The following is a 14,746-nucleotide window of genomic DNA, read 5'->3' as shown; positions in this document are numbered from 1 at the left end:
ATAGCGCTTCGCCGCGACACTGGCGCGACAATTTGCATCGCGCGATTTTGATGATAGGTTTCGCGATGAAACCAAATGACGGGAGAGAGAGATGTACGATCTGGTGATTCGCGGCGGCACCGTCGTCGACGGCTCGGGCGGCGAGCCTTTCGTGGCCGATGTGGCGGTCGAGGGCGACCGCATCGTCGCGGTGGGATCGGACATCGGCGCCGGGCGCGAAGAGATCGACGCGGCGGGCAAGATCGTCACTCCCGGTTTCGTCGACGTCCACACCCATTATGACGGGCAGGCGACGTGGGATCGGGAAATGGCGCCGTCGAGCTGGCACGGCGTCACCACCGTCGTCATGGGCAATTGCGGCGTCGGCTTCGCCCCGGCGCGCCCCGACCGTCACGACTGGCTGATCGGCCTGATGGAAGGCGTCGAGGATATTCCGGGCACCGCGCTCGCCGAAGGGATGCGCTGGGACTGGGAGACCTTTCCCGAATATATGGACGCGCTCGACAAGCTGCCGCGCACCGTCGATGTCGCCTGCCACGTCCCGCACGGCGCGGTGCGCGCCTATGTGCTCGGCGATCGCGAACAGCCGGGCGCGGTGCCGACCGCCGAAGACATCGCCGAAATGTCGCGCATCGTCGAGGACGGCGTGCGCGCGGGCGCCCTCGGCTTTTCGACCAGCCGCACCGTGATCCACAAGTCGGTCGATGGTGAGGTCGTCCCCGGCACCACCGCGACCGCCGAAGAGCTGATCGAGATCGGCCGCGCGATGGGGCGCGTCGGCTATGGCGTGTTCGAAATGGCGAGCGACCTCAACCGTGAGTGGAACGAGTTCGACTGGATGGGGAAGCTCAGCCGCGAAACCGGGCTGCCGGTGACCTTTGCCGCACTCCAGTCGATCGCCAAGGAATTGCCGCTGGGCGAGCAGATCGAAACGATGCGGCGCGAAAATGCGAAGGGCGCAAATATCGTCGCGCAGATCGCGCTACGCGGCAACGGCATCATCATGGCGTGGCGCGGCACGGTGCATCCCTTTCGGTTCCGCCCGTCGTGGCGCGCCATCGAAAATCTGCCGTGGGACGAGCAGAAGGCGAAGCTGCTCGATCCCGCGTTCAAGGCGCAGCTGCTCTCCGAGGAGAATGATTTCAGCGAGGCGCCCAAGGACATCATGGGGCTGCTGATGGTCGTCGCGGGCGGCTGGCCAATGCAGTTCGAGATGGACGAGGATTTCGATTATGAGCCCGGACCCGAAGCGAGCATCGCCGCGCGCGCGGCGGCGGCGGGGGTCGATCCCGCCGACTATGCCTATGACCTGCTCTGCCGCGACGATGCGACCGGTTTCGCCTATCTGCCGATCCTCAACTATGCCGACGGCAATCTCGACTTCCTCGAAGCATTGCAGGACGCCGACGACACGGTGAACAGCCTGTCCGACGGCGGCGCGCATTGCGGGACGATCTGCGACGCCGCCTCGCCGACCTTCATGCTCCAGCATTGGGTGCGCGATCGCAAAAGAGGCGGGCGCATCCCGCTCGCGCGCGCGATCAAGCGCCAGTGCCGCGATACGGCAGTGCTCTATGGGCTCGAGGATCGCGGGCTCGTCGCGCCGGGTTATCTCGCCGACCTCAATGTCATCGACATGGAGAGGCTGAAACTCGGCAAGCCGTGGCTGGCCTTCGACCTTCCCGCGGGCGGCAAGCGCCTGTTGCAAAAGGCCGACGGCTATGTCGCGACGGTGAAGTCGGGGCAGGTGACCTTCAAGGACGGCGAAGGGCAGGGCGTCTATCCCGGCGGCGTCATCCGCGGGCCGCAGCGCGTCGAAATGGCGATGGCGGCGGAGTAGCGGGAAGCCATGCACCATCGTGTATCCCCGCGAAGGCGGGGATCCATCTCCGGCCGGTTCAGGATGACACCGGCAGGTGATGGGCTCCCGCCTCCGCGGGAGCACACGGCTTCTTGCTGAATGACGGCGCTATTTTCCCAGCGCCGCGACCGTCTTCGCCACATCCTCCACACCGCTGTAGGCGTGGAACGACAGCCGCATCACCGACCCCCGAAAATCGGCCTTGATCGCCTGCGCGTCGAGTATCGCTGCAACGCGCGGCTGGTCGGCGCCGGTGTCGATGCACAGCGTCCCGCCGATCGCCCCCGCCGGCCAGCGCCATTGCGGGGTCTGCGCCTCGAGCGTGTCGCGGAGCATCGTCTGGAGCGCCAGATTATGCGCGCGGATGCGCTCGACCCCGATGCTGGCGATCTCGGCGATCCCCGCGGTCGACAGGATGAAGGGCGCGACGTCGGGGGTGCCGCCCCACCAGCGGCGCGCGTCGGGGGCGTAGCGGAAGTCGGCTATGTTCATCCCGAACGGATTTTCGTGGCTCCACCAGCCGCGCTCGGCGGGGTCGAGCGCGGTGCGGTCGTGCGGCGCGACCCACAGCCACGCCGCGCCGGGGCCGCCGCACAGCCATTTGACGCTGGTGCCGAGCAGCGCATCGACGCCCCATAGGGCGGGCGTCACCGGCACGATGCCGACCGCCTGCGCGCTGTCGGCGATGCAGCGCGCGCCCGCGGCGTGCGCGGCGGCGGCGATGCCTGCTAGGTCGGCGAGCGCGCCGCTGTTCGAGCTGACGTGCATCGCGATCACCAGCGCGACCTCGCCATCAAGCGCCGCCGCCCAGCTCGCGGGATCGCGAACGTCGGCGTCGGCGGGCAGATAGCGCGCACTCCAGCCTTCCGCCGCAAGCCCGCCGACGACATAGCCGATCGTCGGAAAGGCGCTCGGCGCAAGCAGGATCGTGCGCCGCGGCGTCGCCGCGCCGAGCGCCGAGAGATAGCGCGAGAGGCCCGCGCTGACATTGGTAGCGGGGCAGAGGTCGCGCGGCTCGACGCCGAGCAGGCCGGCAAGTGCGGCGCGCCACTCGTCGATCGCCTCCAGCCAATGTGGCCACGCCTCGCCGGTCTCGGCCCAGGGCGTCAGCAGCTTGTCGCGCAGCAACGCTTCGGCGGCGCGCGGCTGACAGCCGACGCTGTGGCTCTTGAGATAGGTGACGCCGGGGGGCAGGTGGAAGCGGCCCGCGACCGCTTCCGGCAGCAGCGCGCCGCTCACAGCCCGCTGCCGTGGCCGGGGGCGCCATGGCCGCTGATGCTGTCGCGCTTGACGCCATATTCGGCGCCCCAGCGGTCGGTCATCTCGGCGCGAATGTCCCACAGCTCGGGGAAGAAGCGATGCCGCGCGCCGGCATTGAGCAATTCGACCGGGCGGCCCTTGAGCGACTTCGACCCCATGCCGATCGAGCGGTGGATCAGCTGGATATGGTGGGCGCGGAACAGCTGGAACAGCTCGTCATACTCGACCAGCGCCTCGGCGACCATATAGGCCTCGTCATGCCGGTAGCCGCTGTCGTAAACGTCGGCGACGCTGCGCCCCTCGGGCTCAAGATAGACGGCCTTGTAGCGCGCCCACAGCGGCTGCGGCAGGGTGAGCAGGAGCTGGAAGCCGGGGCTTTCCTGCCCCGAACCATTGCCGAGCTGGAGCCGGATCGACTGGTAATCGAACGGGCTCATCGTTTCGAGCAGGGCCAGCTGGTCGGTCATCAGCCGCATCAGCCGGTGGACGCGGTCGAACAAGGTCAGCACGCGCATCGTCTCGCGCGCCGCCATATGGCCGTCGATTTCGGCGAGGGTGAAGGCGATGAGCTTCATCCACAGTTCCTCGACCTGGTGGACGATCTGGAACTGCAGCTCGTCGGGGGTGCAGAGGTCGGCGAGCGGCTTCTGGCAGCCGAGCAGGCGGTCGACGGCAAGATAGACGCCATAATCCTTCATGTCGGGCGTCTCGATACGGCGATGGGTCTCGGTCCTGTCGAGCATGGGGAATTCCCCTTCAAAAATGTGGCACGGGCGATCGAAAGGGCGCGCGGGCACGCGCGCCGGATCGTCAGCCGCGCGGGGCGACCCCCGCGGGCGGGCGGCGGGGCGAGCCCCACTGGCCGAGCCACAATATGGCGGCGGCGCTGCTCATGGCGCGAGCAGGTCCGCGGGCAGCGTCGGTTCGCTGAGCATCAGCGAAAAGCGCCGCCAGATTTCGTCGCGGTCGGCACCGCCGCGTTCGAGATAGTCCTTCACCATCGCCTCGCCGATAGCATAGTTGATGACGTAACTGCGATATTGTTCGGTGAAGGCGACCGATTTTTCGGCGCGCTCGCGCGAGACGAGCTGATATTTCTGCGTCAGCGCGACTGCGGCCTGCCGGTCGATCTGCCCGTCGAGATATTGCTGCGCGATCGTCAGCCGCGCGCCCTGCAACGCCTTCATCGCATCGAGGAGTTGCCAGTAGCGATCGTCGGTCGGCGTCGCGATCTCGGCGAGCGGCATCAGCACGTCGCGCTCGGTGTCGGGGCGCGTCTTGTCGGGAAAGGCGAGGTCGATGCCGTAATTGGCGCTGCCCTCGGCGAGCAGGCTTTGTGGGCTGTAGAGCGGATAGACGCTGAATTCGAGCCAGCCGCGCGCCTTTACCAGCTGCTCCTCGATCTTCATGTTGAACAGATGATGGCCCGGATAGCCCTCGTGGCAGCCGAGGTCGAGCGCGCGCGACAGGCGGATCGGCAGGTCGGTGTTGATCTCGATGATGCTCGTATAGGCGCCGACATAATGATTGTAGCCGCTCCAGCTCTTGCCTGTGACGAACTTCATCACGAAATTCTCTCCCTCGGGCATCGTCACATGCGCCGCGGTGCGCCCGCGGCAGCGCGCGATCGCGGCGTCGAAGACTTTTTCGAGGCGGTCCTTGGGAATGGTGAAGCGGTCGAGATACGCCTCGACGCGGTCGGCGAGCGGGCCGTCGCCCGGCACCAGCGCCGCGATTTTCGCCAGCTCAGCGTCGTAGCTCGCGAGCGGTTTGAGCTCGGGACGCACGCCGAACAGCCGCTCGGCCTCTTCGGCGAAGGGAAAGCGCTTGCCCTGCATCATCATCAGCCGCGTCTCGGCGGCGACGAGCTGCGCACGCAGGAAGGCGGCGCGGCGGCGCTCGATCGGATCGGCGAGGTTCGGCGCTGCAGCATCGAGCAGGTCGATCAGCCGCCGCGCCTCGGCCTGCAGGGCCGGCACGTCGCGCGGCGCGGTCAGCGCATCGGCGATCAGCTTGGGCGGGCCGTAATAGGCGTCGATATAGCCCTCTTCATGCGCGCCCGCCTCGAGCGTCAGGATGAGGTAGGCGGCGGCGGCTTCCTTGAGCCTGTCCTGCGCCTGCGCCGCCGCTGCGGGATCGACCTTTGGAGCGGTGAGCGGCCAGGCGTCGGGGACGGCCGGCGGCGTGGGAGCCGGCGGCGGCGGCGATTCCGGTGCCGCCGCGTGCGACGCGCCTTCCTTCGCCTTGCGCTCGGCGACGTGGCGGCGCATCTCGGGATCGAGCGCATAGCAGCCCGACAGGGCGGGCGCCGCCACCGACGCGAGCAGCAGACAGGCGATCGCGCGGCGCATCAGGCGGTCGCGGTTCCCCGCGCGTCGGACGTGTCGCGCACGTCGCCGTCGCCGTCGATCTCGCCATCGGACTCGGTTTCGACTTCGTGATGGCGCGGGTGCAGCGGCGCGAGGCGCAGCACGGCATAGCCGGTGAGCGCCGCGAGCAGCGATCCCATCAAAATGCCGATCTTGGCTTCCTCGACGAGCAGCGGCCGGCCCGGAAAGGCGAGCCCGCCGATGAACAGGCTCATCGTGAAGCCGATGCCGCAGAGCACCGCGACGCCATAGATTTGCAGCCAGGTCGCGCCGCGCAGCTTGCCCGCGATGCCCAGCTTCACGCTGAGCCAGACGCTGCCGAAGATGCCGATCTGCTTGCCGAGGAACAGGCCGAGCGCGATGCCGAGCGGCAAGGGGGCGAAAATCTGTGCGAGCGTCAGCCCGCCGATGTCGACCCCGGCATTGGCGAAGCCGAACAGCGGCACGATCGCGAAAGCGACCCAGGGGTGCAGCGCATGTTCGAGGCGATGGAGCGGCGAGGTCGCGCTGTCGGGGTGGCCGGGGGTCTTTTCGAGCGGGATCGCCATCGCCGCGAGCACCCCGGCGATCGTCGCATGGACGCCCGAGAGCAGCATCGCATACCAGAGGATAACGAAGAGCAGCAGATAGACGATCAGGCTTTTGACCCCTGACCGGTTGAACAGATACATGATGCCGAGTACCGCCGCCGCGCCGCCGAGCGCGACCAGGTTGATCTTGGCGGTGTAGAAGAGCGCGATGATGACGACCGCGCCCATATCGTCGACGATCGCGACGGTGACGAGAAACAGCTTCAGCGAGGTCGGTGCGCGCTTGCCGAGCAGCGCGAGGACGCCGATCGCGAAGGCGATGTCGGTCGCCGCCGGAATCGCCCAGCCCTGCGCGAGCCCCGGCGTGCTGCCTGCGGTCGCCATATAGAGGATCGCGGGCATCGCCATCCCCGCTGCCGCGGCGATCATCGGCAATCGCCGCCGGTCCCAGCTCGCGAGGCGGCCGTCGACGAACTCGCGCTTGATCTCGAGCCCGACGAGCAGGAAGAAGATCGCCATCAGCCCGTCGTTGATCCACAGATGGACCGTCATCGGCCCGAGCTTGTCGGTGAGCACCGGGCCGGTTACCGCATGAATCGCGTCGTGATAGAGATCGCCGAGCGTGCTGTTCGCGACGATCATCGCCAGCGCCGCCGCGGCGATGAGCAGCATCCCGCCGGCGCTTTCGCTTTCGAGGAAGTCGCGCAGGGCTGAACGGGGCGAACTGAGAGCCATCGAGCCTAAAATCCTGTCATTCTGGTTCTAATTGGTCGCCCTCTTAGCGTCCCGACGGGGGTTCGTCACCTTTACAAACCCGATTCAATCCTTACGCCTTGATGACAGGGGGCGGCGGCAACGCCGCGAGGGGGATCGGGGCGAACAGGTGGAACTCGCAACCGAATGGCTCGCCTGGCTGGTCCAGCGCGTCGGGCACGAACTGATGCTGTTTGCTGCGGTCGGCGTGCTGCTGATCGGGCTCGACGACCTGATGCTCGATGCGTTGTGGCTGGCGATGCGCGGCCGGCGCCGCGCGGCGCCGCGCGGCGGCAGCGAAAGGACGCCGATCGCCGGCCGCTTCGCCGTCTTCGTCCCCGCGTGGGACGAGGCGGCTGTGCTTCCGGCGATGATCCGCCGGACGCTCGCCGCCTGGGAGGGTGAGGATTTCCGCCTCTATGTCGGCTGCTATCCGAACGATGCTGCGACCCTGATCGCCGTCTCGCCACTCGTCGCGCGCGACCCGCGGCTGCGGCTGGTCGTCGGCGACGCGGATGGGCCGACGACGAAGGGCGACAATCTCAACCGGCTGTGGACCGCGCTCGGCGAGGACGAGCGCGCCGAGGGTCTGCGCTATGCCGCGATCCTGCTGCACGATGCCGAAGATCATGTGCATCGGGGCGAGCTTGCGCTGTTCCGGCTCGAACTTGCGCATCATGCGATGGTGCAAATCCCGGTGGTTCCGATCATCGAGCGCGGCGACCGCTGGATCGGCGCCCATTATGGCGACGAATTCGCCGAGGCGCACGGCAAGGAACTCGTCGTGCGCTCGGCGCTCGGTGTGCCCTTGCCGTCGGCGGGCGTCGGCTGTGCGCTGACGCGGCAGGCGCTCACGCTGCTGGCGATCGAACGCGGCGGCCAGCCGTTCCGCGCCGACAGCCTGACCGAAGATTATGAGGTCGGGATGCTGATCGGCGCCTATGGGCTGCGCTCCGCCTTTGTCACGGCGACCGACCCCGACGGCGATCCGATCGTCTCGCGCGGCGAATTTCCCGCGCGGCTCGACTGCGCCGTGCGGCAAAAGGCGCGCTGGATCGCGGGCATCGCGCTCGAGGGCTGGGATCATCTCGGTTGGCTCGATCCGATTGCGGGCGGCAAGCCGGTGCGAAGCTGGGCCGCGCGATGGATGCTGTGGCGCGACCGCCGCGCGCCGCTGGCGGCGCTCGTCCTGCTCGCGGCCTATGGCGGTGCGGTCCTCGCGGCCGTCGCCCTCATCGGCGAGGCATGGCTCGGCTGGGTGCCGCGGGTCGAGAGCGAGGGGATGCGGCTGCTGATCGCGTTCGATGCGGCGCTGCTCCTCTGGCGGCTCGGGATGCGGGGGCATTTCACGGCGCGCCGGTATGGCGGCCGCGCCGCGCCGATGGCGCTGCCGCGTGCGTTCGTCACCAACATCATCGCCATCCTCGCCGCCCGCCGCGCCATTCTGCTGTACAGCCGGATGCTGCGATCGGGCGAGGTGGTGTGGGACAAGACCGATCATGGCGTGACCGAAGCGCCGGTGCGTCCCATGCTTGCCGCCATACGCCGCCGGTGATGGTGCGGCGACAGGGGACGCGCGCGCATCGCGACGCGCCGGCGCTGCGCTTTTTGCTGCTTTGTCTCGCGGGCTGGACCGCGTTTCGCCTCGCGGCGAACTGGAACCCGGCGGCGCCCGAGCCGCCCCTCATGCCCGCGCGCGCATGGGCGACACCGGCGATCGCCGGGCCCGCGCAGGCGAGTGTCCGGCCGCGCCGCCGGACGCTCGCCATCGGGATGCTGGCGTCATCGGCGGCCGCCGGGCGGCGCGTGGACGGTCCTGGCCGCCATGCGCCGGGCCCGGCTCCGACGAGCGGGCTTCCGGCCTCGTCCCCCGGCAGGGCTTCATCGGCGGCGGTGCCCGGGCCCGCCCCGTCGTGGCGGGGGCCGCATGACTTCCCGCCGACCGCCGGGCCGGCAAGCGGCGGACCCTTTTGGATGCGCCGCGACCTGTCGGGCTGGAGCGCGTCGGCCTGGGCCTTCGTGCGGAGCGGCGCGGGCGCGGCGCCCGAAGCCATCGCCGCGGTGGGCCAGATCGGCGGCAGTCAGGCCGGGCTGCGCATCGCCTATGGCCTGGGTCGCGACGGCCGCGCCCGTGCCTATGGCCGGGCGACTGTCGCGCTCGACCGGCCGCGGCAACGCGAATTTGCCGCCGGTATCGCTTTTGCGCCCGTGCCCGCGCTGCCCGTCGACATTGCCGTCGAGCAGCGCGTCGCCGCCGGCAGCGAGGGGCGCACCGCGCTCGCGGCGATGGCCTTCGGCGGGGTCGGCGATGTCGCGCTTCCCGCCGGCTTTCGGCTCGAGGCCTATGCGCAGGCGGGCGTGGTCGGCGCACAGCGTCTCGACGGTTTTGCCGATGGTGCGGTCGTGGTCGATCACCGCATCGGATCGAACCCGTCGCTGCCGTTCAGCGTCGGCGCGCTCGCTGCGGGCGCGGTGCAGCCGGGCGCGGCGCGGCTCGATGTCGGACCCAGGCTGACGCTGCGCCTGCCCCGCCTCGCGAAGGGGAGCCGGATCGCGATCGACTGGCGACAGCGGATTGCGGGCGATGCGGTGCCCGGCAGCGGCGTCGCGGTCACGCTCGCCGCCGATTTCTGATTTTCTGCCACACCGCACCGCAGTCGATTCCCCACCCCGCGAAAATCGTCTAGGGTCCAGCGGAATCGGCGCTATCCGGGCGCCGTGGACGTCACCCGAGGCCCATGGATCTCTATCTTCCCGTCGCCAATCTGTCGGTCAATGCGCTGGTCATCGTCCTGCTCGGCGGCGGGGTCGGCTTCCTGTCGGGCATGTTCGGGGTCGGGGGCGGATTTCTGACCACGCCTTTACTCATCTTCTATGGCATTCCGCCGACGGTCGCCGCGGCGTCGGCGGCGACGCAGGTGACGGGTGCCAGCGTGTCGGGCGCGATGGCCTATCTCGAGCGCGACGGGGTTGATCTGCGCATGGGATCGGTGCTCGTGACGGGCGGGATGATCGGGTCGTTGATCGGCGCCGGCCTGTTCGAACTGCTCACCGCCTGGGGACAGATCGATACGGTGATTTCGATCCTTTACGTCGCGCTGATGGGATCGGTCGGGACGATCATGGGACGCGAGGCGCTGGGCGCGCTGCGCGCGATGCGCGAGGGGTTGCCGCCGCCGGCCCGCAAGCGGCGCCACCACCCGATGGTCGCCAACCTGCCGCTGCGCTGGCGCTTCTATCGCTCGGGCCTCTATATCTCGCCGCTCGCACCGCTGCTGCTTGGCATGGCAGTGGGGATCATCACGATGCTGCTCGGCGTCGGCGGCGGCTTCATCATGGTCCCGGCGATGGTCTATCTGCTCGGCATGGGGACGCAGGTGGTTGTCGGAACCTCGCTGTTCCAGACGCTGTTCGTGACGATCGCGACGACGATGGTTCACGCGCTGACCACCGGCGCGGTCGACCTGGTGCTCGCCGCGCTGCTGCTGGTCGGCAGCGTCACCGGCGCGCAGATCGGCGCGCGCTTCGCGCAGACGGTGCGGCCCGAATATCTGCGCGCGATCCTCGCCGCGATCGTGCTGCTCGTCGCGCTGCGCATGGCTGTCGATCTCTTTATCCGGCCCGACGAAATCTATACGGTGCAATGAGGCGCGCGGCGCTCTTTCTGGTCGCGCTGCTCGGCGCGGCGGGCTGGGCGATCGCCGCGCGCGCCGCCGATCCGCGGCTGGTGCCCGACGTGTCGAGCCGCGCGATCGACATCCAGTACAGCTTCACCGGCGAGGAGCTGTTGCTGTTCGGTGCGATCCTCTATCCTGGACAGCGGCTGCCCGACGACCGCGCCGACATCGTCGTCGTGCTGAAGGGGCCGGTGCGGCCGATCATCCTGCGCGAAAAGCAGCGCGTCGCGGGGATCTGGGTCAATGCCGACAGCATCCGCCTGCGCACTTCGCCCGGATTTTACGCGATCGGTTCGTCGCGCCCGATCGACCAGCTCGTCGACGAGCGCACCGCGGCGATCTTCGAGCTGGGGCTGAGCAACCTGTCGATGTCGCCGACGGGCTTTTCCGAAGCGAAGACGCTGGCCCGCTTCGAGAACGGGCTGATCGACCTCTATCGGCGGCAAGGCCTGTTCTATGAGGATCCGAAGGCGGTCGAGATCACCGAGGGCGTGCTCTATCGCGCGCGCATTCCGGTGCCCGCGCGCGTGCCGGTCGGCAATTATCGCGCCGAAACCTATCTGATCAGCAAGGGGCGCGTGATCGCGGTCGCCGCGCGCGATGTCGAGATCCGCAAGGCGGGGTTCGAGCGTTTCGTCGCGCTCGCGGCGCAGCGGCACGGCTTTCTCTATGGGCTGACCGCGGTGCTGCTCTCGGTCTCGCTCGGCTATGCCGCATCGGCGATTTTCCGCCGCCGCTAGGGACGGCGCCCGGCAACAACATAAGCGCTTTCTTTACCAACTGCTGCGATACCCCATACCGGGACCACAACAGGCGGGGCATTGGGATGGATATGCAGGGAAGCGGCCAGCGAGCCGGCGAAGCGATGGCTGCGCAACATGTGCGGCTGGCAGGGGGCGGAACGGTTACCCCGGCGACGGTCGCTGCCCCGGCAGCGGCGCATCACCGCGACGAATTGCTCGTCGGCGAAGTGATCGACATAGCGGGCTCGGCCTCACGCATCCTGCTCGATGCAGCCGCGCTGCAGCGCCTGTCGGCCTCGACCGACGCGGCGGTCGCGATGGCCGGACAGGTCGGCGCGCAGGTCAAGGTGCGCGTCGGCAATGTCTGGCTGCTTGCGAGCATCCGCGACCAGCAGCTCCACCAGGGCGGCGACGGGCTGATCGCCGCCTCGGTCGATTTCCTCGGCGAAGGCGACGAGGAGAAGCTGACCGGGCGCATCCATAATTTCCGCCGTGGCGTGACGCGCTACCCGGTTCCGGGGAGCGAGGTCTTCGCGGCGACGAGCGCCGACCTCAAGCAAATCTATGCCGCCGACGAGCGCGCGCATGTCGAGATCGGCACCGTCTATCCGACCAGGGATATTCGCGGCTCGCTTTATGTCGACGCGATGCTCGGCAAGCATTTCGCGCTGCTCGGCTCGACCGGCACCGGCAAATCGACCAGCGCGGCGCTGATCCTCCACAAGATCTGCGAGCTCGCGCCGCAGGGCCATATCGTGATGGTCGACCCGCACGGCGAATATTCGGCGGCCTTCAAGGGCACCGGCGCGCTGTTCGACGTCGACAATCTCGCCATGCCCTATTGGCTGATGAACTTCGAGGAGCATTGCGAGGTTTTCGTCACCAGCGAGGGGCGCGAGCGGCAGGGCGACTGCGACGTGCTCGCCAAATGCCTGCTCCAGGCGCGGCAGAAGAACCGGCTCGCCGAAGGGATGAGCAAGATCACGGTCGATTCGCCGATCCCCTATCTGTTGTCCGACCTGCTCAGCATCCTCACCAACGAGATGGGCAAGCTCGACAAGGCGACCTCGTCGGCGCCCTTCATGCGGATCAAGGGCAAGATCGAGGAAATGCGCGCCGACCCGCGCTATAATTTCATGTTTTCGGGGATGCTCGTCGCCGACACGATGGCGAATTTCCTCGGCAAGATCTTCCGCCTGCCGTCGGATGGCCGTCCGATCTCGATCATCGACGTGTCGGGGGTGCCGTCGGACATCACGGGGGTCGTCGTCGCGGTGCTGTCGCGCCTGACCTTCGACTATGCGATCTGGTCGCGCGGCGAACCGCAGCGGCCGATCCTGCTCGTGTGCGAAGAAGCCCACCGCTACATTCCGTCGAAGGACGTCGGCCAGGGGCAGGCGGTGCGCAAGATCCTCGAACGCATCGCCAAGGAAGGCCGCAAATACGGCGTGTCGCTCGGCCTGATCACGCAGCGTCCGTCGGATCTCGCCGAAGGCGTGCTGTCGCAGTGCGGCACGATCATCTCGATGCGCCTCAACAACGAACGCGACCAGCATTTCGTCAAGGCCGCGATGCCCGAAGGCGCGCGCGGGTTCATCGATTCGATCCCGGCGCTCCGCAACCGCGAATGCATCATCTGCGGCGAGGGTGTGTCGATCCCGATCCGCGTCTATCTCGACACGCTCGAAGAGGACAAGCGCCCGGCGTCGAACGATCCGCTCTTCTCGAAACTGTGGCGCGAAACCGGCGGCGAGGTCGAAATCCTCGATCGCGTGGTCAAGCGCTGGCGGAGCCAGGGTCGGTAAAACGGCCGACCAGCCTCATGTCGTCATCCCGGCGAAGGCCGGGATCTCGCCGTTGCGTCAGGATGCCAGGTCGAGATCCCGGCCTTCGCCGGGATGACGAATCTAGCTGCTCGCCGGCGGCTCCCAAAGCTCGATCGGATTGCCCTCGGGGTCGTGGACGCGGGCGAAGCGGCCGACGGCGGGGTCGTCCCACTCCTCCTTGATGATGATTTCCTCGCCCGCCTCGCGGAACGGCGCAAGCACGGCGTCGAGGTCGTCGACGCGCAGGTTGAGCATATATTGGCGATCGGCTGGGAAATAGTCGCTGTCGGCCTTGAACGGCGCAAAGACCAGCGGACCCGCCGCGGTGCTCCAGCTCCATTCCTCGACCGGCCCGGCGGCGTCCGCGCTGCACCCGGCGCCGACGCCGAGCCGCTCGCGATACCAGGCGTTCAACCCGTCGGGATCTCTCGCGCGAAAGAAGAAGCCGCCGATGCCCTTGACATGTCCCATGGCAAACCTCCGTCGTTGAGGTGATGGAGGCAGTCTAGGCGCGCGGCGTCAGCGAATCCACTCCCCGCTGTTCTGGAACTCATCGCGGACTTCGCCCGACCGGTTGAGCCGCGGATCGGCATAGGTCGGCTGTGCCGGTGCCGGCTTTGCACCGGGAACGGGCGTGCCGATCGCGCGATCGCCCTGAGCCATCGCGCTCGGCAGCGGGGCGGGCGCGACATCGGGGAGCGGCGCGGCGGTGCTGCCGCTGCCCGCGGGAAGCAGCGCGGTCGGCGCGGTGCCCAGCGCGCGCGCGGCGAGCTGGTCGGCGACCGCCAGATAGGGCCCGGGAACCGGCTCGCGGCCGAGATAGGGCACGCGGAACGCGTCGGGCATCCCCCAGCGCCCGCGCCAGCGGTGGAAGATATGCGCGCCGACGATGTTCGTCATCACCAGGCTCTGCCCCCAGCGCGGCCAGATCGCCGTGGTGTGATAATGGGTGGCGAGCCCGACGCCGGGAAAGACCGCGCCGCCGAGCGCTGCCGAGGCGATACGGCTCGCGCGCAGCCAGCCGGCGCGGTTCGGCGCGCGCGCCATCGCGCCGTCGCAGGCGAAGGTGAACTGGCAGACGCCGGCGCGCTGCGACCCCTGAAAGACGACGCCGCACACGCTGTTCGGGAAGCTCGGATGGCGGACGCGGTTGAGCACCGTCTGCGCGACGCCGCGCATCCCGGCGTCGGTCTCCGACCCCGCCTCGTAATAGACCGCGGCGGTCAGGCAATAATGCGCGCGCTCGCGGTCGGTCGCGCTCGCGCCGCGAAAGACATAGGGTTTGGCGGGCGGTCCCACGAAGGCTTCGTCGCGCAGCGCGGCGGGATCGACGGGCGGCAGCGCGGTCGCATCGGCATAGTCGATGCTGCGCGGGTCGGGCAGCGACGGGTCGATCTTCAGCGCGTCGGCATAGCTCTCCGAATTCATGATCGCCCAGCGCTCGGGGTCAAAGGGCTTGAAGTCGAGCGGCACACTGACGCGATACGCCCCGCTTTCGCGCGGCCGCAGCTGGCCTGCCGACAGCAGCATCGCAAGGCAGGCGACGGTGACCGCCGCGATCAGCCCGGCCCAGAAATTGCGCGACGGCCCGGCCGGCGCCGCGGGCGCCGGATCGCGCCAGCCGGACGACCCGGCCCGCTCGGTCAGATGAAGTTCGGGCTTCATGCGCGCGCTATACTTCCAATTGCGTCGCCGGGCGAATGATTCGCGGGGGCGAAACCCGGCAG

12 protein-coding genes are annotated in these 14,746 nt (G+C 68.5%); 6 read left to right on the top strand and 6 right to left on the bottom strand.

The window, feature by feature from the left end; genetic code table 11:
* The first annotated feature begins 91 nt into the window (after positions 1-91).
* Positions 92-1,840, top strand: coding sequence for an N-acyl-D-amino-acid deacylase family protein (locus tag CHB69_RS06760; protein ID WP_089215231.1), 1,749 nt, complete (start codon positions 92-94; stop codon positions 1,838-1,840).
* A gap of 129 nt (positions 1,841-1,969) precedes the next feature.
* Here CHB69_RS06760 and CHB69_RS06755 read toward each other — a convergent pair whose 3' ends face one another.
* The 4 genes from CHB69_RS06755 to nhaA all read right to left on the bottom strand — a co-directional run bounded on the left by CHB69_RS06755 (position 1,970) and on the right by nhaA (position 6,755).
* Complete coding sequence (locus tag CHB69_RS06755; protein WP_170935462.1) at positions 1,970-3,100, bottom strand: aminotransferase class V-fold PLP-dependent enzyme; 1,131 nt, start codon at positions 3,098-3,100, stop codon at positions 1,970-1,972.
* Entirely contained in the window at positions 3,097-3,864 is a 768-nt protein-coding gene (locus tag CHB69_RS06750; protein WP_089215229.1) for a tryptophan 2,3-dioxygenase family protein, read from the bottom strand. The genes CHB69_RS06755 and CHB69_RS06750 overlap by 4 nt, the downstream gene beginning before the upstream one ends.
* 147 nt (positions 3,865-4,011) lie before the next feature.
* A complete protein-coding gene (locus tag CHB69_RS06745; protein ID WP_089215228.1) occupies positions 4,012-5,472 on the bottom strand; it encodes a hypothetical protein in 1,461 nt (486 codons plus the stop codon).
* A complete protein-coding gene (gene nhaA / locus CHB69_RS06740) occupies positions 5,472-6,755 on the bottom strand; it encodes a Na+/H+ antiporter NhaA (protein ID WP_089215227.1) in 1,284 nt (427 codons plus the stop codon). The genes CHB69_RS06745 and nhaA overlap by 1 nt, the downstream gene beginning before the upstream one ends.
* Positions 6,756-6,903: 148 nt before the next feature.
* Between nhaA and CHB69_RS06735 the strand changes: the two genes are divergently transcribed.
* The 5 genes from CHB69_RS06735 to CHB69_RS06715 all read left to right on the top strand — a co-directional run bounded on the left by CHB69_RS06735 (position 6,904) and on the right by CHB69_RS06715 (position 12,998).
* Complete coding sequence (locus tag CHB69_RS06735) at positions 6,904-8,328, top strand: glycosyl transferase family protein (RefSeq protein WP_089215226.1); 1,425 nt, start codon at positions 6,904-6,906, stop codon at positions 8,326-8,328.
* Entirely contained in the window at positions 8,328-9,407 is a 1,080-nt protein-coding gene (locus CHB69_RS06730) for a hypothetical protein (protein WP_089215225.1), read from the top strand. The genes CHB69_RS06735 and CHB69_RS06730 overlap by 1 nt, the downstream gene beginning before the upstream one ends.
* Before the next feature lie 104 nt (positions 9,408-9,511).
* The gene (locus CHB69_RS06725; RefSeq protein ID WP_089215224.1) at positions 9,512-10,420 is read left to right on the top strand and encodes a sulfite exporter TauE/SafE family protein; all 909 of its coding nucleotides are present in this window, start codon (positions 9,512-9,514) and stop codon (positions 10,418-10,420) included.
* The gene (locus CHB69_RS06720; RefSeq protein WP_089215223.1) at positions 10,417-11,190 is read left to right on the top strand and encodes a TIGR02186 family protein; all 774 of its coding nucleotides are present in this window, start codon (positions 10,417-10,419) and stop codon (positions 11,188-11,190) included. The genes CHB69_RS06725 and CHB69_RS06720 overlap by 4 nt, the downstream gene beginning before the upstream one ends.
* A gap of 125 nt (positions 11,191-11,315) precedes the next feature.
* Positions 11,316-12,998 carry an ATP-binding protein gene (locus CHB69_RS06715; RefSeq protein ID WP_394357147.1) on the top strand — a complete coding sequence of 561 codons (1,683 nt, stop codon included), beginning with the start codon at positions 11,316-11,318 and terminating at the stop codon, positions 12,996-12,998.
* A gap of 102 nt (positions 12,999-13,100) precedes the next feature.
* Here the strand turns inward: CHB69_RS06715 and CHB69_RS06710 are convergent, their stop codons facing one another.
* Entirely contained in the window at positions 13,101-13,490 is a 390-nt protein-coding gene (locus CHB69_RS06710; RefSeq protein WP_089215222.1) for a VOC family protein, read from the bottom strand.
* Positions 13,491-13,538: 48 nt separating this feature from the next.
* Positions 13,539-14,684, bottom strand: coding sequence for a cell wall hydrolase (locus CHB69_RS06705; RefSeq protein WP_089215221.1), 1,146 nt, complete (start codon positions 14,682-14,684; stop codon positions 13,539-13,541).
* Between the last annotated feature and the right edge of the window lie 62 nt (positions 14,685-14,746).

Origin of the sequence: Sphingopyxis indica, from assembly GCF_900188185.1 — a bacterium.
Classification (GTDB): Bacteria; Pseudomonadota; Alphaproteobacteria; order Sphingomonadales; family Sphingomonadaceae; genus Sphingopyxis; species Sphingopyxis indica.
Note: the sequence above shows the minus strand (reverse complement) of the source record. Positions and strands in the feature narration are given on the sequence as shown.

Bases quoted from the DNA above. Each gene is read 5' to 3' on its own strand.
- CHB69_RS06750 (WP_089215229.1), bottom strand. From the start codon at position 3,864: ATGCTCGACAGGACCGAGACCCATCGCCGTATCGAGACGCCCGACATG.
- CHB69_RS06710 (WP_089215222.1), bottom strand. From the start codon at position 13,490: ATGGGACATGTCAAGGGCATCGGCGGCTTCTTCTTTCGCGCGAGAGAT.
- CHB69_RS06730 (WP_089215225.1), top strand. From the start codon at position 8,328: ATGGTGCGGCGACAGGGGACGCGCGCGCATCGCGACGCGCCGGCGCTG.
- nhaA (WP_089215227.1), bottom strand. From the start codon at position 6,755: ATGGCTCTCAGTTCGCCCCGTTCAGCCCTGCGCGACTTCCTCGAAAGC.
- CHB69_RS06745 (WP_089215228.1), bottom strand. From the start codon at position 5,472: ATGCGCCGCGCGATCGCCTGTCTGCTGCTCGCGTCGGTGGCGGCGCCC.
- CHB69_RS06705 (WP_089215221.1), bottom strand. From the start codon at position 14,684: ATGAAGCCCGAACTTCATCTGACCGAGCGGGCCGGGTCGTCCGGCTGG.
- CHB69_RS06715 (WP_394357147.1), top strand. From the start codon at position 11,316: ATGGCTGCGCAACATGTGCGGCTGGCAGGGGGCGGAACGGTTACCCCG.
- CHB69_RS06725 (WP_089215224.1), top strand. From the start codon at position 9,512: ATGGATCTCTATCTTCCCGTCGCCAATCTGTCGGTCAATGCGCTGGTC.
- CHB69_RS06760 (WP_089215231.1), top strand. From the start codon at position 92: ATGTACGATCTGGTGATTCGCGGCGGCACCGTCGTCGACGGCTCGGGC.
- CHB69_RS06720 (WP_089215223.1), top strand. From the start codon at position 10,417: ATGAGGCGCGCGGCGCTCTTTCTGGTCGCGCTGCTCGGCGCGGCGGGC.